The organism is Siminovitchia sp. FSL H7-0308, assembly GCF_037980985.1.
GTDB lineage: Bacteria > Bacillota > Bacilli > Bacillales > Bacillaceae_C > Siminovitchia > Siminovitchia thermophila.
On record NZ_CP150282.1, the window covers coordinates 2179002 to 2199212 of the forward strand.

Sequence of the window (20211 nt, forward strand, 5' to 3'; positions counted from 1 at the left end):
TTGAACATGCTCTATAAACATAGAAAAACCCTCTTGCCAATGCGGCGAGAGGGTGCATTTCTCCTTAAACGGGCACGACAAACGAGCTGCCCATTATATACACGTTCCTTCTCAGCCTCACGGGACCGAATTTAAAGGCATTTATTAAGCTATACCAACTATATACTTGTTGCTTGGATATGTCAATCATTCTGACGCAATTTATTTAGAAGCGCAACAAAATATTGTGGCAATGGGGCGTTGAACTCCAAATACTCTCCCGTTCTCGGATGTTGAAAACCCAATACTCCTGCATGCAGCACTTGTCCGTCCGCGGAAATCGTCTGTTTCGGTCCGTATTTCGGATCGCCTGCAAGCGGGTAGCCGATATACTTCATATGGACCCTAATTTGGTGGGTTCTTCCTGTTTCCAGTTCGCATTCTGCCAATGTAAATTGTTCAAATCTTTCTTTTACGGAAAAATGAGTGACAGCATGCTTGCCTTTTTCGGTGACCGCCATACTTTGCCGATCGGCCGGATTTCGCCCGATCGGAGCATCGACCGTTCCATGATCATGGGGAATGATCCCGTGAACAAGCGCTACATATTTCCGGACGACGGTTTTTTTGACAAGCTGATCGACAAGCCGTTCGTGGGCAAGATCATTTTTGGCGACCATCAGCAATCCCGATGTGTCCTTATCGATTCGATGAACAATGCCGGGGCGTAACACACCATTAATACCCGATAAATCTTTGCAATGAGCCATCAGTCCATTTACAAGTGTGCCGGAAGGGTGGCCCGGCGCAGGGTGCACGACCATGCCTTTAGGCTTATTGACTACGATCACATCCTGATCCTCGTAATAAATATCAAGATCCATTTCCTCCGGTTCCACATTAAGCAGTTCTGGTTCGGGAATAGAAATGGCGATCTCATCATCTGTCTGACATTTATAATTTGCCTTCACTTGTTCCGCATTTACTTCAACGAATCCAGCTTTTATCCATTGCTGGACTTGTGAACGGGACCATTGTTCATCAAGGGAAGCAATCAACTTGTCAATCCGTTCCCCGTTTTCCTCACTTGAAACAAGATGCTCAACCTTTTTCATTCGCGTTCACCTTTTCTTTTCTGTCTTCACGAAAGATTTGAATCATCAATAGGACAACACCGATCGTCAGAGCGGAATCGGCTATATTAAAAATCGGAAAATCGTAGCCAAAAATATATGTATCAAGAAAGTCAACGACTTCCTTCCTAAACAAGCGGTCAATAAAATTCCCGATCGCTCCGCCGAGAATAAAAGCGAGGCTTATCTGAAAGAATGGCTTTCCTTTCACTTGGGTTTGCATATAATATATGATTCCCGCTACCACAATGACGGTTATAATATAAAACAGCCACATTTGCCCCTCTAATATTCCCCAGGCCGCTCCCCTGTTGCGGTGTGAAGTAATATGAAACAGATTGGGAAGAATCGGAATGCTTTCCCCGATCTCCATATGACGAACGATCAGCCACTTTGTAATTTGGTCCAATACAACTACAAATAAGGCAATCAAATAATAGCCCACGCGCAAACCCCCGTATCGTAATTCATTCCAATTACATTTTAGCTATAATCACTTATTTTTAAAAGTAACAAGCCCTCCGAAAAAGAAGGGCTTGCCATCAATCATGTTAACTGCTTAACGACATTGGCACAACGCGGGCAAATATCCGGATAATCCTTATCTTCTCCGACGGTCGGTGTCACGACCCAGCAGCGGGCACATGTTTCGCCTTCAGCCTTCTCAACAACAACAGCAGCACGTTCCAGCTTCAAGGCGCTGTCCGGCGCATCATCGTACGCGCCACCCACTTCAAACGCTGAAACAATAAACAACTGTTTAATGTCTTCAGAAATACTTTCCAGCAGCGTCTTTACTTCATCATTAACGTAAAGGGTCACTTTTGCGGTAAGCGATTTGCCGATCACTTTATCGTTTCTGGCTTCTTCCAGCGCTTTTAATACGTCATCGCGCACACGCAAAAATTTGTTCCATTTATGTTCAAGATTTTCCCTATCGGCAATTTTTTCTGGTTGGGGCATATCCGTTAATTGAACGCTGATTTCCTCTACACCAGGGATGTATGACCACACTTCATCCATAGTATGCGGCAGAAGCGGCGACAATAATTTTGCCAGAGTCACAACACATTTGTACATGACCGTTTGCATGGCTCTTCTTTCTAAGTGATTTGCCGCTTCAATGTACAGCACATCTTTGGCAAAGTCCATGTAAAAAGAACTTAAGTCGTTTGTACAGAAATTGTTCACCGCGTGATAAATATCGGCAAACTCAAAATCTTCATATGCCGCCAATGATTCTTTTATCAAGTTGTTTAGCCTGACAAGCAGAAATTGGTCGACTTCCCTCAGCTTGGCTGTTGCAACCGAATGTGTTTTGGGATCAAAATCTGCCAGATTTCCAAGCATGAAGCGGAAGGTATTCCTGATTTTCCGATATACTTCACTTACTTGTTTTAAAATAGCGTCGGAAATTCTGACATCTGATTGATAATCAACCGAAGCAACCCAAAGACGGAATATTTCTGCTCCAAATTGGCTCGTAATTTTGGCTGGTACAATAACATTGCCCAGAGATTTACTCATTTTATGGCCTTCGCCATCAAGAGCAAATCCATGGCTCAGCACTCCTTTATATGGTGCTTTTCCCGTGACGGCGACCGAAGTTGTTAAAGAAGAGTTAAACCAGCCGCGGTATTGGTCCGAACCTTCCAGATATAAATCCGCAGGCCTTCTTAGGTCTTCGCGGACGTTCAAGACGCTCTGATGGGAAGAACCGGAATCAAACCAAACATCCATAATATCCGTTTCTTTTGTGAAAATGCCGTTGGGGCTTCCCGGATGTGTAAAGCCTTCAGGCAACAGCTCCGACGCTTCTTTTTCAAACCAAATGTTGGAGCCGTGCTTGCGGAACAGTTCGGAAACATGGGTAATCGTTTCATCCGTAATAATCGGCTCCCCGTTTTCCGCATAAAATACGGGAATGGGTACTCCCCATACCCTTTGCCTTGAAATACACCAGTCGCCACGATCGCGTACCATATTGTACAGCCGTGTCTCTCCCCATTTCGGAGTCCATTTTACTTCTTTGATCGCCTCAAGAAGTTCGGACCGGAAATCTTTAATGGAAGTAAACCATTGGGGGGTCGCGCGGTAAATAACCGGCTTTTTCGTCCGCCAATCATGCGGATACGAGTGTGTAATGAATTCAAGCTTTAAAAGCGCTCCTGCTTCATCCAGCTTTTCGGTGATCGGTTTGTTCGCCTTATCATAAAACAACCCTTCAAAACCGGGCGCCTCATCTGTCATATAACCTTTATCATCAACAGGGCAAAGCACATCAAGTCCATATTTTTGGCCAATATAAAAGTCGTCTTCTCCGTGCCCGGGAGCAGTATGGACACATCCCGTACCGGCATCAACCGTGACATGCTCACCAAGGACTACAAGCGAATCCCTTTCATAAAGCGGATGTGTGGCTGTTACATGCTCCAGCTCATTTCCTTTCAAGGTTTGCACGGTTTCATATCGATCCCATTCAAGTAAAGAAGCTACCTTTTCCAACAGATCTTTGGCCAGAACATATTGTTTGCCTTCATGCTCAACGACTGCATATTGTAAGTCAGGATGCACGGCAATCGCGAGATTGGCCGGGATGGTCCACGGCGTCGTGGTCCAAACAATCAAATAACTTCCTTCTTTCAGTACTTGTTTGCCGTCTTTTACAGGAAAGGCAACATAAATGGACGGAGAACGTTTGTCTTTATATTCAATTTCCGCTTCCGCCAGTGCAGATTCACTCGAAGGCGACCAGTATACGGGTTTTTTCCCTTTGTAAATATAGCCCTTTTTGGCCATTTCACCGAACACTTTTATCTGTTCCGCCTCATACTCGGGCTCTAGCGTAATATAAGGATTTTCCCAATCCCCCCGTACACCGAGCCGTTTAAACTCCTTGCGCTGGTTGTCAATTTGCTCAAGAGCGTACTGGGCACATTTTTCCCTGAACTCGGCAACCGACATCTCCTTGCGCTTTACACCTTTATTTGTCAAAACCTGTTCAATCGGAAGGCCGTGAGTGTCCCAGCCCGGAACATAAGGGGCGCAAAAACCAGCCATCGATTTGTAGCGGACGATAAAATCCTTTAACGTTTTATTGAGTGCATGCCCCATATGAAGACTGCCATTGGCGAATGGGGGGCCGTCATGAAGAATATAAAGCGGCCTGCCCGCCGTCCTTTCCTGGACTTTCCGATAAATATCTTGTTCCTCCCACCATGCCTGGATTTCCGGCTCTCTTTTCGGCAAGTTCCCTCGCATTGGGAAATCCGTTTTCGGCATAAGCAACGTATCTTTATAATCCATTTTTTTTCCTCCTTCAACTTTTATCTTGCAGCCATCCGGCCTTGTACAACGCATTTTTCAACATTTCTTCTTACAATGCAAAAAACCTTCACATCCCCACAAGGGACGAGAAGGTTATATTCCCGCGGTACCACCCAATTAGACATGCATAAAAGTGTTACTCAAAAAGTTCGTTAAAAATGACACATCGAATTTCTTCACTGGCAACTATGCTGCGCAAACTGCGACGCCTCGAAATTCTTGGTCCTTTTATACTCCTTTTTGAACACACTTTAAAGTGCATTTGTCCACTCTGAATCAGTATCGTTGATCAGCCGCTCTCATCTACTTACCAAAGGCTTTCGTTTCGAGTACTCAAGGGTGATTTTCCATTTCTCTTCCATCCCGGGCTTCCACCATCCCCGGATCGCTTGAATGGCTTTTTTAAAAATGTACTTTCCCTATCATCGCTTTATTCCCTGTAAAATTACTATTATTATATGTGAGCACTCAAAATGATGTCAAGTTCTACTCTACTTCTTCCGCCTCTTCTAAAGAAGTGAGTTCGGTAGCATCAAGTTCAAACTCCATCAGTTTATCCCAATCATCGCTTTGCAACAGGTCAAGCTGAGCCTCGATCAACATGCGGAAACGTGTGCGGAATACTTTTGACTGCTTCTTTAGTTCTTCAATTTCCAAGGCGATCTTTCGCGCTTTTGATAAAGCTTCATTTACAATTCTATCTGCATTTTTTTCAGCTTCACGTATGATCAGCTTTGCTTCTTTCAATGCATTGCCTTTTACTTCTTCAGCAGCCTCCTGAGCCACAACAATCGACTTATTAAGCGTTTCCTCTATATTGTTGAAGTGGCCCAGACGCTCATTCATAGCAGCCAATTGGTCTTCTAATTCTTTTTTTTCGCGTATTAAAAGCTCATAGTCTTTTATAACCTGATCAAGAAACTCATTGACTTCATCTCTATCATAACCGCTCATTCTTTTGCTGAATTCTTTATTATGTATGTCTACCGGCGTTAACGGCATCATGCCACCTCCTAGTGCTTTTCCTCATCATAAGATACATATATTATAACGAATTTTGTCTAAGTCTGGGGAGATTCTTTTCAAATTTAAGATTTTACCATCCCGAATTGTATCCTAAGCTTCTGTTTTTTCGTTTCTCCCAAAATGCGGATAATCTTACACCTTCCAAGCCTGCGCGCAGAGATCATATCACCTTCAAAACAGTCCGTTGCCGGTTGTTCGGTTATTTTCCAGTTTAATTTTACCAACTTTTGACCGATGATTGATTGGGCTTTTTGCCTTGAAACGGAAAAAGCGGCAGAAATAATAGCATCCAGCCGCATCGAGGAAGCAGTCTTTTCCATCTGGACCCACTCTTCTTCCCGTTCAATCACTTCATCCAGCCCAAGCTTTTGAATTGTCACATTGGCCTTACCGACCTCTTTAAATTGAGAGATGATATAATCTTCAATTTCCGTACTGGAAAAAAACTGAATGCGATCCCCGTTTACAATGATGTCGCCAAACTTCTCTCGCTTGATCCCTAAGGACATTAACGACCCGAGCACCATGCGATGTTCCAGCTTCACAAACTTCCGGGGATAATCAATCTCGTACAAGCCGATTTGAAAGTGATCTTCTTGCGGTTTTAAATAATCCGGAAAAATGAGTGCCCTTTTACGCTCACAAGAAGGACCTCCTCCAAAAAAAGCATAGCGGACATCAGGTCCATCACCGACAACCGACTGTAATATGAACTGTTGTCTTGGATCAAGAAAGTCTGTCAATTTCTCTGCATAGGTTCTTTCCACAAACTCTTTCCAGTCCATCGCCAAATCAATAAATTGTTTTTCTTCCTTGCGAAAATGTTGATATATATCATCCAAAACGGTCAACCCCATTTGCAAAAAACACTCGGATCATGAGTCAAGGAGCTCAGCGGCCCCAAACCCTTATCCCACCCATTTGGCAATTTCAAGTAATCCCATTGTCGCAAGCTTGAGAACAATAAAAGCGACAATCGGAGAAATATCAATCATGCCAAGGGGCGGCACAATTCTGCGGAATGGTTCCAAATAAGGTTCGCAAATCCGCCCCAGAAACTGCCCGATTCCAGATTCTCTGGCGTTCGGAAACCACGACATTAATATGTATATAATTAATGCCCAAGAATATAGTTGAATCAATTGTACAATTATAGCAGTTATTAATGTCATCCCGTTATGACCACCTCGTATCATCATAATGATCGGTGTCTATCATTTCTGTAATATTTCCTGATACTTCCACGTTATCAGGCGTACAGAGAAAAATATCCTTGCCGATTCTTTGTATGTCGCCTCCTATAGCGTAAACAGTACCGCTTAAAAAGTCGACGATTCTGACTGCCTGGTCGTGCTGAATACGTTGTAAATTAACGACAACCGCTCGGCGGTTGACCAAATGATCCGCTACTTCCTGTGCTTCGGCATATACTCTCGGTTCAATCAATATTACCTTGGAAGACTGTTGTACGCTTTGCAGACTGACGACATTTTGCTTCCGTGTAGCCGGTGTGCTTGGTTTTTTTGTTTCCTCAGGTTCGTTAGCCACTTTTTCTTCTTCAGCGTATTCATACTCATCTTCCAGCAAAAAAAAGTTTTTAAATTTTGATTTAATACCCAATTTCGTGCCTCCTTCGCATCATTCACCAACAAGAGCGGACCCGATGCGGACGAAAGTTGCCCCCTCTTCTATGGCAATTTTGAAATCATTGGACATGCCCATCGACAGATCTTCACATGGCGCATGCGGCAAATCCAACTGTTTGATTTCTGTTTGCAAATGCTTCAGTTTTCGAAAACAGGTGCGTAACATATCCTCGTCATCTGTTAATGGCGCCATCGTCATTAATCCGGCAACAATTATTTTATCAAATTGGGCCAATTGTTCAATAAACTCTTTCACCTGACCAGGATCCAACCCGTGTTTTGACTCTTCACCGGAAACGTTTACTTGGACAAAGCACTTAACAGATTGTTCGGCTCTTTTGTTAATTTCTTTTGCCAACGATAGCCGGTCAAGCGAGTGAATATACGTTACCTTGTCAATAATATTTTTAACTTTTCGGGATTGGAGTGTTCCGATGAAATGCCATGTGGGCTTGTCTTTTAAAACTTCCCATTTTTTCTGCAGACCGTCATCTCGGTTTTCACCAAAATGCTGAATGCCCGCTTCAAGTGCTTCCACAGCCCTGTCTATTGTCACATATTTCGTTACCGCCACGATGGTGATGTCTTCAGGATTCCGGTTGGACCGGGCGCATGCTTCTGCGATTTCCTGTTGAATCAAATGCAGCTTTTCAATAACTTTCACGATTCATTACCCCTATATTCTTGTTGTATATATTCGCGTAAAATGACATTTTCTTTAGTGTACCACAAAAGCATGCGAACAGCATGGATAATCTTAATCTTTTGGCATGTTAAGCTGCTGTTGTTCAAATTTGGCACTGCTGTGCCTCACAAGAATGACATCCGTTCCGATTTTGATAATTTGATTCCAGGGAATAATGATTTCATCTTCTTTTCCAAAAAAACCAAGCAGTTTGCCTGTTTGGCTAATAATGATCGACTCTATTTTACCCGTATCAAGATTTATATCGATATCGCCTATATTTCCAAGCTTGCGGCCATCTGTCACATTCACCACATCTTTTAATTGAAATTCCGATATTCTTACCATTATGATCCCCGCTTCCCGCCATGCTTTTTATATACTATAAGTATATGCAACACCCTTAGCCTTTCATGATAAGCGAAAGCCGGATTTCGTATAGTGAAATCCGGCTCATTGAATGTTGATGTTTTTATTCATTTGTTTAATAGCGGCTTTTTCCAATCTTGATACTTGTGCTTGGGATATGCCAATTTCCTCTGCCACTTCCATTTGGGTCTTTCCTTGAAAAAACCGTTTGCGGATGATCATCTTTTCCCTATCATTCAGCCGCTGCAGGCCATCATGCAAAGCGATTTCTTCAATCCACTGGCTATCCCTGCTCTTTTCGTCGCTCAATTGATCCATGACAAAAATGGGGTCCCCACCGTCGTTATATATCGGCTCAAACAAAGAGACAGGGTCTTGAATGGCATCAAGGGCAAAAACAACTTCTTCATGAGGGATTTCCAGTTCACGGGCAATTTCCGCTGCTGTTGGCTCCTTAGACGTTTTTGCCATTAACCGTTCACGTACATGGAGTGCTTTATAAGCGATGTCCCGCAATGAACGCGATACCCGGATAGGGTTGTTATCCCGTAAATATCGGCGGATTTCCCCAATGATCATCGGGACGGCATACGTTGAAAAGCGGACATTTTGGCTGAGGTCGAAATTATCTATTGATTTCATTAATCCGATACACCCGACCTGAAATAAGTCGTCCACATACTCTCCCCGGTTGTTAAAACGTTGAATGACGCTTAACACAAGGCGCAGATTGCCGTTGATCAGTTTTTCTCTGGCTGTTACATCCCCTTGTTGCATTTGCTTCAACAGTTCCCGCATTTCCTCATTTTTCAAAACAGGGAGCTTTGAAGTATCCACACCGCAAATTTCCACCTTATTTCGCTTCAACAGTTTTTCCCTCCTAGCAGGAGCTTGCTTACAGTGTAAGTATCTCCCTGGGAGGAAAATATATGCATTCCCATTTCTTCCTGCCGCTTATAAATCCATGTGAGCCTCTGCCGTCCTTTGCTTTTCGTTCAAAATAATTTTTTAGTTCTTAAATCATTTTATTGAATTCTTTTCTGAGGCGTTTGATAATTCTTTTCTCTAGTCGCGAAATATACGATTGGGAAATGCCCAGAATTTCCGCAACGTCTTTTTGTGTTTTTTCCTCCCCACCCGCCAGGCCAAAACGAAGCTCCATAATCTGTTTTTCCCGATGGTTTAATTTTTCCAACGCATTGAATAACAGTTTCTTGTCCACATTCGCCTCGAGATCCCTTGTGATAATATCATTTTCCGTCCCCAATACATCAGACAACAACAGCTCGTTGCCATCCCAATCAATGTTAAGCGGCTCATCAAAGGAGACTTCGGATCTTGTTTTGTTATTTCGGCGCAAATACATGAGAATTTCATTTTCAATACACCGTGAAGCATAGGTCGCCAGTTTTATCTTTTTCTCGGGATTAAACGTATTGACCGCTTTAATGAGTCCGATCGTTCCAATGCTGATTAAGTCCTCAATATTGATCCCGGTATTTTCAAATTTTCTGGCAATATAAACTACCAACCTTAAATTCCTTTCAATCAGCATGGACCTTGCGGTCTTGTCCCCTTTGGGAAGCTTTTCAAGAAGAACCGCTTCCTCTTCCTTGGAAAGCGGGGGAGGAAGAGCCTCACTTCCCCCTATGTAATAAACTTCATCTGTTTTCCATCCCAATTTCATGAGGAACTTATACCAATAATATGTGATGCGAAACCGAAACTTTTTCACGATATGTCCTCCCTGAATTTTTTTGTTGTGCGGCACTTATGATGCTGACTCGGAGATTGCTTGCTCGATAATGAGAGGATGTACAATACACTCAAATGTGCCATCGCTGGACAGATGTTGGTCTGTAAAAGCAATCAAAGCTTTTCTAGCAACCTTCTCCTGGTCATTCATTTTGATCTTGATTGATTCTGGCTTAAAAGCGAATAAAAGCTGGTGATTCATTCCCAGCGTTTTTGCGGGAATAAGCCTCATCTTTTCCCTCCACTGATCAGGCAATTCCGAAGCAACCTCAAGTGAGTGGTTCGACTCATTGGATAGGTTCACGATTTCTTCCGGCAAGACCTCTTTTAAAGAATGAGTCGAAATGATCATAACCGGAGTTTTGGAGATGGGATCATACAATTGATTGCCGCTGTCAATCAAACCCTTTACATGAATATGGAGTCCGTTCAAGTGGATGGAAACATCTGCCAATACACTATATTCAACAGACGAAATCGTCATATCGTCCACTCTTTTCCTTGAAAAATACCACGCGAGCGGAAATGCAAAGATTACAAACAGCCAGCTGATCGGATCGCCAAACCCTTTTATGCTCTCAAGAAAATAAGCTGTTTCAAGATCCATGTCGAATGAGAGAAAATAGTGAACACCTATAAGAGTTCCTCCCATGAGAAATGTAGCGAAATAAAATGTCAGCAGGGAGGAGATGAACGTTTTAAATCTTTTATACCCGAAGGTGATCATCACCATAAAAACGGATAAACCAAACTTTGCAAGCGGGTGGCCGGACATCTCGGCTACCGGAGTAACAGCCAAAAGAACGACAATGGATCCTGCAATCCCCCCGAGTAAGAGACGCCAGAGTTTGACATGCCTTTTTAAAAAAATAGCTGTTATCCATAAAAGCAAGCTGTCTACCAAGACATTTAAAAGCCATATGATATCCAAATAAACAACCAATGACCCTCCCTCCCCAAGTGGATCATAGCGCAAGGGCAGTCCTTTTATTCATTATCGTTTAGTATAAAGGAAGAGGGCTATAGAATGTGTCAATTCCTGTAAGGGAAAATAGAGAAGTTTTCACAATTAACATCGAAGATTGGCTAATGCGGAAGGGTAGAAGATAAATAAAAAAACCAGATTCATGATCAGGCCAGGTAACTAGATGCTTGACAACCTGTCTACAGGACCGGCTATCTGTTTTAAAAAATAATATTACGTGTTTGCTAAGACAGTAATGGGATGACTCCGGAAAGAAACATTCCAATTGCCCAAGCCTGGATTCATTTAAAAAAGGCTTGAAGGGCAGCCATGCTTTTACATTTCCTCCATTCCTGGTTGGGCTAAGTGGGATAATCGTCAAAACATCCTGGTTGGGCAAAAAAGGATGATCGTCAAAACATCCTGGCGGGCTATGGGGATGATTGTCAAGACGGACATCAAGAGGGAACGCATGTCAGGTCCCAATGTAAAAACGGGCATCATGCAGAAATAGGGATGTCTCATTTTACAAGCCGATCAACATCCACCCGAAAAGCGCGCAAGATGGAACAGTGATCAAACATATGACTGATCGGCCGCATTCATAATGAATAGGAGATCCGCAATCTGTTTTTTCGCTTCTATAATACCTTACAAAATAAAAAAGCTTGTAGAGAAAAACAACTGCTTTTTCTACAAGCCGACCAGATTCATCATCTGGCTTATCTTCTTCTATTTCGATTTCTTAAAAATGTAGGAATATCCAGTGTATCCTCCACCGGAGGCTGGTTTGTCCTTGCAGGCTCCTGCACCTCTTCCCTTTTTTGCTCTCGGCTTGTCACAGGGTTATGGTTATGCTGGTGTTGCGGCCTCATTTGCCGGAGCAAAGGATTTTGTTGCTTTTCCTGTCCAGCTGTTTCGTTAAAGCCCGTTGCGATTACAGTCACAACAATTTCATCCTTTAAACTTTCATTAATGACAGATCCGAAAATCATGTTTACTTCCTGGTCTGAGGCACTGGCCACTACATCTGCCGCTTCTTGAACTTCATACAGGCTCAAATTTGTTCCGCCGGAGATATTCATCAATACCCCTTGGGCGCCATCGATGGAAGTTTCCAGGAGTGGGGAAGAAATAGCCTTTTTGGCAGCTTCTACCGCCCGATTTTCACCGGTTGCGACACCAATCCCCATTAAAGCGGAACCTTTATTCGTCATGATGGTTTTGACATCCGCGAAATCCAAGTTAATTAAACCAGGGACGGCAATCAACTCGGAGATTCCCTGAACACCTTGCCGCAAAACATTATCGGCTTCCCGAAATGCTTCCAGCATCGGCGTGCTTTTATCCACAATCTCTAAAAGTCTGTCGTTTGGAATGACGATTAAAGTATCGACAGACTCTTTCATCGCGTCAATTCCACCGCTTGCTTGGTTCGCCCGCTTCCGGCCTTCAAAAGTAAATGGCCTCGTGACGATTCCGACAGTCAATGCCCCCAAATCTTTGGCAATCTGGGCGATGACCGGTGCAGCTCCCGTTCCGGTGCCGCCGCCCATTCCCGCGGTGACAAAAACCATGTCTGCCCCTTTTAATGCTTCTTCTATCTGTTCTTTACTCTCTTCGGCAGCTTTTTTCCCGACTTCGGGATTGGCACCCGCACCAAGACCTCTTGTTAACTTCGCGCCAATTTGCATTTTAATCTCGGCTTTTGACAAGTTAAGTGCTTGTGCGTCCGTATTGACTGCGATAAATTCGACGCCCTGAACGTCATGCTCTATCATCCGGTTTACGGCATTGTTACCGCCGCCGCCGACACCAATAACTTTAATGGTTGCTAAAGAATCAATATTTGTATCGAAATCCAACATGACATGTCCTCCTGTTCTTTTATTCCCAACGGATGTCTCTATTCAAAAAAGTACCCAAAGAATTTTTTTACTTTAGTAGATATTTTCGCATCGGGATCCTTCGTATCTTTTGTATTCGGCTGATGACCCGCAGGAATTCGGGCTTCATCTGCGTCACTTGGCAATTGCACAGGAGAGGCACTGATATTTCTGCCTTGTAATTTTGCCTCGTGGTAGGCATACTTGATGAGCCCTACAGCTGTTGTATATTGCGGCTCTCTGACACCGATGTAATCCGGAAGGGCGATCCTCACCCTGTTTTGGAAAATGATTTGAGCCAATTCCATTACCCCGGGCATATTGGCGACGCCTCCTGTCAAAACAAAACCTCCCGGTAAATCGGCAGCTCCCATTTGCTTTAATTCAAGCTGCACAAGCTCGAATATTTCTTCCATTCTAGCTTCAATGATATCAGATAGCTCCAGCTGGTTAAATTGTTGATGTTGGTCGCTGCCAATAATTGGCACGCTGAATACTACTTCTTCTGACGCATGGTCGTAAAATGCATGTCCATATGCGAGCTTGATGTTTTCCGCGTCATCAGTAGCCGTCCTTAAACCAATTGACAAATCCTTTGTAATATGATCCCCGCCAACCGGGATAACGCTTGTACCCGCAATGCCTCCATTGGCAAATACGGCAACTGTCGTGGAACCTCCCCCGATATCGATTAAGGCACTTCCCATTTGGCGTTCATCTTTTGACAATGCAATAGAAGCAGCTGCCAGCGGTTGCAGAACGATATCGGTGATTTCCAGACCGGCTCGTTCGACGCAGCGCAAAGTATTATGTAATATGGTCTTTGCCCCGGTGACAATCGTCCCTTCCATTTCCAGGCGGACTCCAATCATTCCTCTCGGATCTGTAATTTCATCCAATCCGTCCACAATAAATTGTCCGGGAATGACATTGATAATTTCCCTCTCAGGAGGAATGGACACAACTTGAGCCGCATCCATCACCCTTGCAACATCATCATTCGTAATTTCCCTGTTTTGGCTGGAAACGGCGACTACTCCGTGACATGGCATAAGAGAAACATGATTTCCGGCAATGCCGACAATGCAATTATTAATTTGCATGCCTATCATTCTCTCGGCCTGCTCTACTGCCTTCTTTATCGAATGAACGGTTTCATCTATATCAACAATTGAACCTTTCTTGATCCCTTCAGCCTTGGCGTTGCCAACTCCGATAATATTTAAAGAATCACCGGTCATCGAGCCAATTATGACTTTTATTGTGGAAGTTCCCATATCAAGACTGACATACAATTCATTGGTGTTCACTCCGCGGCACCTCCTTCAACTCTCCCATTCTCTTTTTCTCTTAAAGTTGCCATTTAATGATCATCCTTAATTTTTTAACTACTTTTACTTATTCGGCAAATGAACGTTATTTCCTGTTTGTCAACTAAATTTATTAGACTTTTCATTCGTTGTTTTTTGTACAACTTATCATGATTACAACAGTTTTCGACCAATTCCGGCAAAAGCATGATGAAATTTGACGGTTATGTACCATGATAACTTATTATAAGTCTACAACAAGATTAGCACCTAGAAAAGTCAAACTTGAGTCATACATTATATATTCGCCCCTTTGGGTTTGTCCCTAATGACAGGACATGCTCGAAATCTCTCGAAAAAACGGTCCAAATAAGCGGACCTGTTCCCAAACATTTCCAGCATTCCTGGTGCGAAAAAAAGCTTTACTGGAAGACAAGGTTTTTTCAGCTTCCATTTACAGGAAAGAAAAAGGAAGTGGGGCACGTCCATGTGTAGAAAAAATCATCCTGTTTATTGCCCCTCCTCTTTTTCTTCTTTGTTATCTGATTCGTATGCTTTAAAAAAAGACCCGACTTCCAGATCAATTATACCTTTCTTCTGTGGGTCCAGTTCACTGACAAAGGAAGGATAATGAATCATTTTTTCCGCAAAAGTTAGGATTGTGGCACTTACTTCAAACCCGTCATTCATATACAAACTAATGTGGTATTGATCTGTTTTTTTGGGGCTGTAATGTATTTCGGAAATGGCATTTACAATTTCCGGCGGTAGCTCCATTAATTGTTTTGCCATTTCTTCCAAGATATGGTTTTCTTCAAAACCATTAAGAATAGGCGCATTGCCTGGAATCTCCATCTTTGGATTATCTGTTAATATTTTCCCATTTTCTAATATGGGGAAAAATTCGGTTCCCGTCGATACGAATGCAATCTTCGCGTATTCTTTCACATTTATATGTACGGTATTCGGAAAACCGATCCGTACGGCAGCGCTTTTGATTTCAGGATGGCTTTTTAAATCTTTCACCGCTTGTTTTCTGTCAATCTCCCATATACTCAAACCACGTTTTAGTTTGCTCATTTTAATGGCTTCTTCAGAAGTGACTGCTTCATTTCCATGCACTTGAATCTGTTTAACGTGGCTAAGGGGGGATTGAAAATAAATGACACAGACAATTAAAAGGAAGAATAGGGAAATAAGGAAAATGAGCCGGCGATTTGCCTTTCGTCTCCGATGCTCTTTTATTTTTGGAATGCGCTCTTCCAAAGATAATATTTTTCCTTTATCCATGCTCCTTACTCCCCGTCAAGATCATTTGTTTGTTATAAAGGATGCCGCTTTGCTGAACAAACATGAAAAACTCCATCCTTTCGCCTGCTTAATCTATTTCCCTTTGCACGATTTCAACCTCTGTATGCAAGTGAATTCCCGTGCTTTCAAAAATTGTTTTTTTAATATGATCGATTAGCTTGATGACGTCTTCGGCCTTGGCATTTCCCGTATTGATAATGAAGTTCCCGTGAAGTTCGGAGATTTGGGCACCTCCTATCTGGAACCCTTTCAAGTTTGCGTCCTGAATCAACTTGCCGGCATGATGAGGTAAAGGATTGCGAAATACACTGCCACAGCATGGTTTTACCGGTTGTGTTTCACGACGATAATGTTTATGCTTCTTCATTTCAACAGTTATCAGTTCCCGATCGCCCTCACGCAACTCAAAAACAGCTTCCAACACGATGCCCGGGCGTTTTTTCTGTAAAACGGATGTCCTGTATGAATATTCCATTTCTTCATTGGAAAGCCATTCTACCGTCCCGTCCGGAAAAAGGATGTGCGCCTTCCGTAAAATCTTTGAGACGTCAGATCCGTGTGCTCCGGCATTCATATAGACGGCTCCCCCGACGGAACCCGGAATTCCTCCGGCAAATTCCAGCCCGCTTAAACCTCTCCTGGCCATGGCATTGGCCAAAACGATAAATGAATAGCCAGCACCGACCCTTACTTCTGTCCCATTTACCTCAAGATGGTCCAGCCCTTTTCCGAGCTTGATAACGACCCCTTCTATTCCCTCATCAGATACGAGCAGATTGGACCCGCGTCCTATGACTCTCCAAGGCATATGATGTTTTTGCACAATTTCCATCGTTTTTAGCAAAAGATCAATTGAATCTGGTTCGACAAATATATCTGCGGGTCCTCCCACCTTAATCGTCGTATGATTGGCAAGAGGCTCATATTCCTTTATCTTCCCAACTTGGTTGGCATGAAGTTCTTCTAAAAAATCCATTGCATTAACCCCCTCACAAGTTAGCGGCGTTTATTGACAACACTTAAAAGCACATTATATAAGCGCTTGGTCGCATCCGGCATACCAAGGTTTTTCGATGCTTCAGACATTGAGTCTAATATTTCGTGATCTAGTAAAATCTCATCTATGGCTGCAACAAGCCGTTGGCTTGTTAACTCTTTTTCAGGAAGCATAATCGCTGCCCCGGCCGAAGTTAAAACCGATGCATTTTTTTCCTGATGGTTATTCGTAACATATGGACTTGGGATTAATATGGCGGGAAGTCCGAGTGCAGTAATTTCGGCAAGGGATGTTGCCCCCGCCCGGCCGACGACAACGGCTACATCGGCCAACACCTCTTCCATATTATGAATAAACGGTACGATCGCCACATTTGGAGAGCGGCCGATTAAAGCAACTTCTTCTTCCACATCTCCATAATGAGTCTCACCGGTTATGTACAATACTTGATAAGGTTTATTGGCAAACTGCGACAGCGATTTGATCACCGCTTCATTAATCGGCCTTGCGCCTCTGCTTCCGCCAAAAATTAAAGCTGTCGGTATATGTTCCTTTAGACCAAATTGATTCAGCCTTCCACTCCCTTTTTTGCCAATTACTTCAGATGCCCGGGGGTTCCCCGTAAGAACCACTTTCTGTCCCGGAAAAAACTGCCTTGAAGATTCAAAACAGATGGCAACCTTTTGTACATAACGGCTTAAAAACTTGTTCGTTAATCCCGGCACGCTATTTTGCTCGTGAATGACAGCAGGAATTTTTAATTTTGCTGCCGCATATACAACAGGAGCGGAAACATAGCCTCCCGTACCGATGACAACATCAGGCTGGAAGGCCTTTAGCATTTTTTTACATTCCCTTACGCCTTTAAAAAAGCGCATAATTGTTTTTATATTTTCCAAGGACAACGAGCGTTTAAAACCGGTTATATGTATTTTTTTAAAAGGTATGTTTTCTCTTTGCACAATATTGGCTTCAAGCCCTTTTTCTGTGCCGATATACAAAAACTGCGTATCAGGATGCTTTTCTTTAATTGTTCGGATCAGGGCAAGCGCCGGATACACATGGCCGCCTGTTCCCCCTCCGCTGACAACAATTTTCATCGTGTCACCTCAAGTCAGTGAGATCATCATATTCATTTAACTCTTCAATTATCTTATTTTACTATATTTTACACAAGAAAAATGTGAAACATAACGATTGTTGTCTATTTGTAAAATGAAGAAACATTTGGAGAACAACCGTAATAAAAAAAGAAACCCATTATTTGGAGTTTCTCTCAAATACGTGCATAACGGCTAATATTGAGCAATACGCCAACGGCCATCAGCATAATCGTGAGTGAAGATCCGCCATAACTCAGAAAAGGCAAGGTGATGCCTGTTACTGGCATAAGGCCCGTTACAACCCCAATATTGATCATTACTTGTATGGCAATCATCGAAATGATGCCCACGGCGAGAAAACTGCCATATAAATCAGGGGCGCCAAGCGCTATTTTAATTCCCCGCCATAACAACAAAGCGAATAACAAAATGACAAAGCTTCCCCCGATAAAACCAAGTTCTTCCGATAAAATAGCAAAAATAAAATCTGTTTGCGGCTCAGGCAGATAAAAAAATTTTTGCCTGCTTTGGCCCAGCCCCAATCCGAACAATCCGCCCGGGCCGATCGCATATAGCGACTGGATGATTTGAAATCCGCTGTTCAACGGGTCTTGCCACGGGTCCAAAAATGAAGTAATTCGGGCCATTCTATATGGAGCGGATACAATGAGGGCGACAAAGCCGGCAAGTCCCACCAAACCTAGAAAAACAAAATGAGAAATTCTCGCACCCGCGATGAATAACATGACGACACACGTTCCTGCCATGACCGTTCCCGTTCCGAGGTCAGGCTGAAGCATAATGAGTCCAAACGCAAAGAAGACAAGAGACAAAGAAGGCAAAAGACCTTTTTTAACCGTTGTAATATACCTTTGGTTTTCTGAAAGAAACTTAGCTAAAAAAGCGATAAGGGCAAGCTTGATAAATTCAGACGGCTGAATGGAAAAAGCCCCGACCCCGATCCAGCTTCGGGAACCGTTTCTCTCCATGCCGATGCCGGGGATTAAAACAATCAACAGTAAAAGAAAGCAGATGAGCAAAAGCGGCTTGGCCCATTTCCGCCATGACCAATAATCAATCTTCATCATGAAAAACATCGCTGCAAAACCAAGCCCGGCAAATAACAACTGTCTTTTGGCGAAGAAAAAAGAGTCGTTAAATTTATAATTTGCCCAAACCGCACTGGCACTGTATACCATAATTAAACCGAAAGCCAGCAATGTACAGGTAACTATAATTAAAATAAAATCAGGAGTGGATTTTTTAAAAGGCAACGAAACAGCACCTCTGTCTCCTTTTTATTGAGCCTGCTCCTTCAGTTTGGGATGCGAAGATTCCTTATTCGCGGCATGTCCTCATTATAGGCTCTCTTTCAGTTTATGCACGGCCTCTGTGAAAATATGACCACGAACCTCAAAAGTCTTGTATTGATCCCAGCTCGCACACGCGGGCGACAATAAGACAATATCTCCCGGCTCAGACAAGCTGTACGAAACCGGAACAGCTTCCTCCACATTATCGACATGATGTATGGATCGTATTCCCGCCTCTTTTCCCGCTTTGGCCAATTTATCCGCTGATTGTCCAAATACGACTAAAGCCTTCACTCCCTTTAAATATGGGACAAGTTCATCAAAATCGTTACCTCTGTCCAGTCCGCCCGCCAGCAAAATAACGGGGCTTTGAAAAGCTTCCAATGCACTTTTTGTCGCCAATATATTGGTTGCCTTTGAATCGTTATAAAAGGTGCGGCCGTTCATTTCCGTGACGAGCTGTGTCCTATGCTCCACCCCTTTAAAGCTGCCAAGAACACGGACTATCGCTTCATTTTCAACACCCATCAGCTTGACTGCCGCAATCGCCGAAAGAATATTTTCCAGATTATGTTTTCCCGGCAAAATGATTTCATCAAGTGAAATAATTTCCTCATCAAACCATACAATCTTGCGATTTTGTATGGATATGCCCTCTGCAAGCGGCTGTTTGGTAGAAAAGAAGATTTTCTGGGCCTTTGAATCTTTTACGAGTTCCAATAAATGCTCCTGATCCCCATTGACGATCAAATGGTCGCCTTCCGATTGGTTCAGTGTAATATTCACTTTCGCCTGACTGTATTCATCCATCGTTCCATGGTAATCAAGGTGGGCTTCATATATGTTTGTTATGATGGCAATTCGGGGTTTGAATGTGCGGACTCCCATTAATTGGAAGGAGGAAAGCTCCATGACGATCGTATTGTCGGAAGATGCTTCCCTGGCTACTTCAGAAGCCACCGTACCAATATTTCCTGCTATCAATGGATTTTTATCCGCTGCTTCTAACATTTCAAAGATCAGTGTAGTCGTGGTCGTTTTCCCATTTGTCCCCGTTATGCCAATAATATCCGCTTCTGACACTTGGTAAGCAAGTTCTACTTCCGTAATGATCGGAATATGATGATCCACAGCCTTCCTGACAAGAGGATTCCCGTATGGAATCCCGGGGTTTTTTACGATCAGTTCAAACCCGTCGTCAAGGAGTTCGGGAGGATGGCTTCCACAAATCACCTTTATTCCTTTTTCCAGCAAGCCTTGAGCCGCCGGATTCTCCTCAAAAGGCTTTTTATCATTGACCGTAACAAAGGCGCCAAGTTCGTGTAAAAGAGATGCAGCGGCAACCCCGCTTTTTGCCAGGCCAAGCACAAGTATTTTTTTATGACGATATATTTCAATGTTTTTCAA

At 43.2% G+C, this 20211-nt stretch carries 19 protein-coding genes; all 19 read right to left on the reverse strand.

Features of this window, described 5'->3' with window-relative positions; translation table 11 throughout:
- Positions 1–182 precede the first annotated feature (182 nt).
- The 19 genes from MHB50_RS10350 to murD all read right to left on the reverse strand — a co-directional run bounded on the left by MHB50_RS10350 (position 183) and on the right by murD (position 20211).
- Positions 183–1094: an RluA family pseudouridine synthase gene (locus tag MHB50_RS10350; protein WP_077111793.1), complete on the reverse strand. Its 912-nt coding sequence runs from the start codon at positions 1092–1094 to the stop codon at positions 183–185.
- Positions 1081–1557: a signal peptidase II gene (gene lspA, locus MHB50_RS10355; protein WP_205179427.1), complete on the reverse strand. Its 477-nt coding sequence runs from the start codon at positions 1555–1557 to the stop codon at positions 1081–1083. Before lspA ends, MHB50_RS10350 begins: the two co-directional genes overlap by 14 nt.
- A gap of 101 nt (positions 1558–1658) precedes the next feature.
- The gene (ileS, locus tag MHB50_RS10360; protein ID WP_340085236.1) at positions 1659–4418 is read right to left on the reverse strand and encodes an isoleucine--tRNA ligase; all 2760 of its coding nucleotides are present in this window, start codon (positions 4416–4418) and stop codon (positions 1659–1661) included.
- 507 nt (positions 4419–4925) lie between these two features.
- Positions 4926–5441 (reverse strand): DivIVA domain-containing protein, encoded by a 516-nt coding sequence (locus tag MHB50_RS10365; RefSeq protein WP_077111796.1) that lies wholly within the window; start codon positions 5439–5441, stop codon positions 4926–4928.
- A gap of 86 nt (positions 5442–5527) precedes the next feature.
- Positions 5528–6307, reverse strand: coding sequence for an RNA-binding protein (locus MHB50_RS10370; protein ID WP_236017082.1), 780 nt, complete (start codon positions 6305–6307; stop codon positions 5528–5530).
- A gap of 66 nt (positions 6308–6373) precedes the next feature.
- Entirely contained in the window at positions 6374–6637 is a 264-nt protein-coding gene (locus MHB50_RS10375; RefSeq protein ID WP_077111798.1) for a YggT family protein, read from the reverse strand.
- Between the two features lie 4 nt (positions 6638–6641).
- Entirely contained in the window at positions 6642–7085 is a 444-nt protein-coding gene (locus tag MHB50_RS10380) for a cell division protein SepF (protein WP_077111799.1), read from the reverse strand.
- Between the two features lie 18 nt (positions 7086–7103).
- Positions 7104–7775, reverse strand: a complete 672-nt coding sequence (locus MHB50_RS10385; RefSeq protein WP_077111800.1) for a YggS family pyridoxal phosphate-dependent enzyme — start codon at positions 7773–7775, stop codon at positions 7104–7106.
- 93 nt (positions 7776–7868) lie between these two features.
- Complete coding sequence (locus MHB50_RS10390; protein WP_077111801.1) at positions 7869–8144, reverse strand: YlmC/YmxH family sporulation protein; 276 nt, start codon at positions 8142–8144, stop codon at positions 7869–7871.
- A 105-nt stretch (positions 8145–8249) separates the two neighbouring features.
- Positions 8250–9032, reverse strand: coding sequence for an RNA polymerase sporulation sigma factor SigG (gene sigG, locus MHB50_RS10395; protein WP_077111802.1), 783 nt, complete (start codon positions 9030–9032; stop codon positions 8250–8252).
- Between the two features lie 148 nt (positions 9033–9180).
- Positions 9181–9900 (reverse strand): RNA polymerase sporulation sigma factor SigE, encoded by a 720-nt coding sequence (sigE, locus tag MHB50_RS10400; protein WP_077111803.1) that lies wholly within the window; start codon positions 9898–9900, stop codon positions 9181–9183.
- A 36-nt stretch (positions 9901–9936) separates the two neighbouring features.
- Entirely contained in the window at positions 9937–10863 is a 927-nt protein-coding gene (gene spoIIGA, locus MHB50_RS10405) for a sigma-E processing peptidase SpoIIGA (RefSeq protein ID WP_077111804.1), read from the reverse strand.
- A 743-nt stretch (positions 10864–11606) separates the two neighbouring features.
- Positions 11607–12752, reverse strand: coding sequence for a cell division protein FtsZ (gene ftsZ, locus MHB50_RS10410; RefSeq protein WP_077111806.1), 1146 nt, complete (start codon positions 12750–12752; stop codon positions 11607–11609).
- A 38-nt stretch (positions 12753–12790) separates the two neighbouring features.
- On the reverse strand, positions 12791–14080 hold the full coding sequence (ftsA, locus tag MHB50_RS10415) for a cell division protein FtsA (protein ID WP_077111807.1): 1290 nt from the start codon (positions 14078–14080) through the stop codon (positions 12791–12793).
- Between the two features lie 510 nt (positions 14081–14590).
- Positions 14591–15370 (reverse strand): cell division protein FtsQ/DivIB, encoded by a 780-nt coding sequence (locus MHB50_RS10420; RefSeq protein ID WP_077111808.1) that lies wholly within the window; start codon positions 15368–15370, stop codon positions 14591–14593.
- An 88-nt stretch (positions 15371–15458) separates the two neighbouring features.
- The gene (gene murB, locus MHB50_RS10425) at positions 15459–16367 is read right to left on the reverse strand and encodes a UDP-N-acetylmuramate dehydrogenase (RefSeq protein ID WP_077111809.1); all 909 of its coding nucleotides are present in this window, start codon (positions 16365–16367) and stop codon (positions 15459–15461) included.
- Between the two features lie 20 nt (positions 16368–16387).
- Complete coding sequence (murG, locus tag MHB50_RS10430; protein ID WP_340085237.1) at positions 16388–17488, reverse strand: undecaprenyldiphospho-muramoylpentapeptide beta-N-acetylglucosaminyltransferase; 1101 nt, start codon at positions 17486–17488, stop codon at positions 16388–16390.
- A 176-nt stretch (positions 17489–17664) separates the two neighbouring features.
- Positions 17665–18765, reverse strand: coding sequence for a stage V sporulation protein E (gene spoVE / locus MHB50_RS10435; protein ID WP_077111811.1), 1101 nt, complete (start codon positions 18763–18765; stop codon positions 17665–17667).
- A gap of 84 nt (positions 18766–18849) precedes the next feature.
- Positions 18850–20211, reverse strand: a complete 1362-nt coding sequence (gene murD, locus MHB50_RS10440; RefSeq protein WP_340085238.1) for a UDP-N-acetylmuramoyl-L-alanine--D-glutamate ligase — start codon at positions 20209–20211, stop codon at positions 18850–18852.

What these genes read in the sequence shown, in the direction of transcription:
- ftsZ (WP_077111806.1), bottom strand. Translation starts at nt 12,752, where the DNA reads ATGTTGGATTTCGATACAAATATTGATTCTTTAGCAACCATTAAAGTT.
- MHB50_RS10375 (WP_077111798.1), bottom strand. Translation starts at nt 6,637, where the DNA reads ATGACATTAATAACTGCTATAATTGTACAATTGATTCAACTATATTCT.
- MHB50_RS10350 (WP_077111793.1), bottom strand. Translation starts at nt 1,094, where the DNA reads ATGAAAAAGGTTGAGCATCTTGTTTCAAGTGAGGAAAACGGGGAACGG.
- MHB50_RS10390 (WP_077111801.1), bottom strand. Translation starts at nt 8,144, where the DNA reads ATGGTAAGAATATCGGAATTTCAATTAAAAGATGTGGTGAATGTGACA.
- murB (WP_077111809.1), bottom strand. Translation starts at nt 16,367, where the DNA reads ATGGATTTTTTAGAAGAACTTCATGCCAACCAAGTTGGGAAGATAAAG.
- MHB50_RS10365 (WP_077111796.1), bottom strand. Translation starts at nt 5,441, where the DNA reads ATGCCGTTAACGCCGGTAGACATACATAATAAAGAATTCAGCAAAAGA.
- murG (WP_340085237.1), bottom strand. Translation starts at nt 17,488, where the DNA reads ATGAAAATTGTTGTCAGCGGAGGGGGAACAGGCGGCCATGTGTATCCG.
- MHB50_RS10420 (WP_077111808.1), bottom strand. Translation starts at nt 15,370, where the DNA reads ATGGATAAAGGAAAAATATTATCTTTGGAAGAGCGCATTCCAAAAATA.
- ileS (WP_340085236.1), bottom strand. Translation starts at nt 4,418, where the DNA reads ATGGATTATAAAGATACGTTGCTTATGCCGAAAACGGATTTCCCAATG.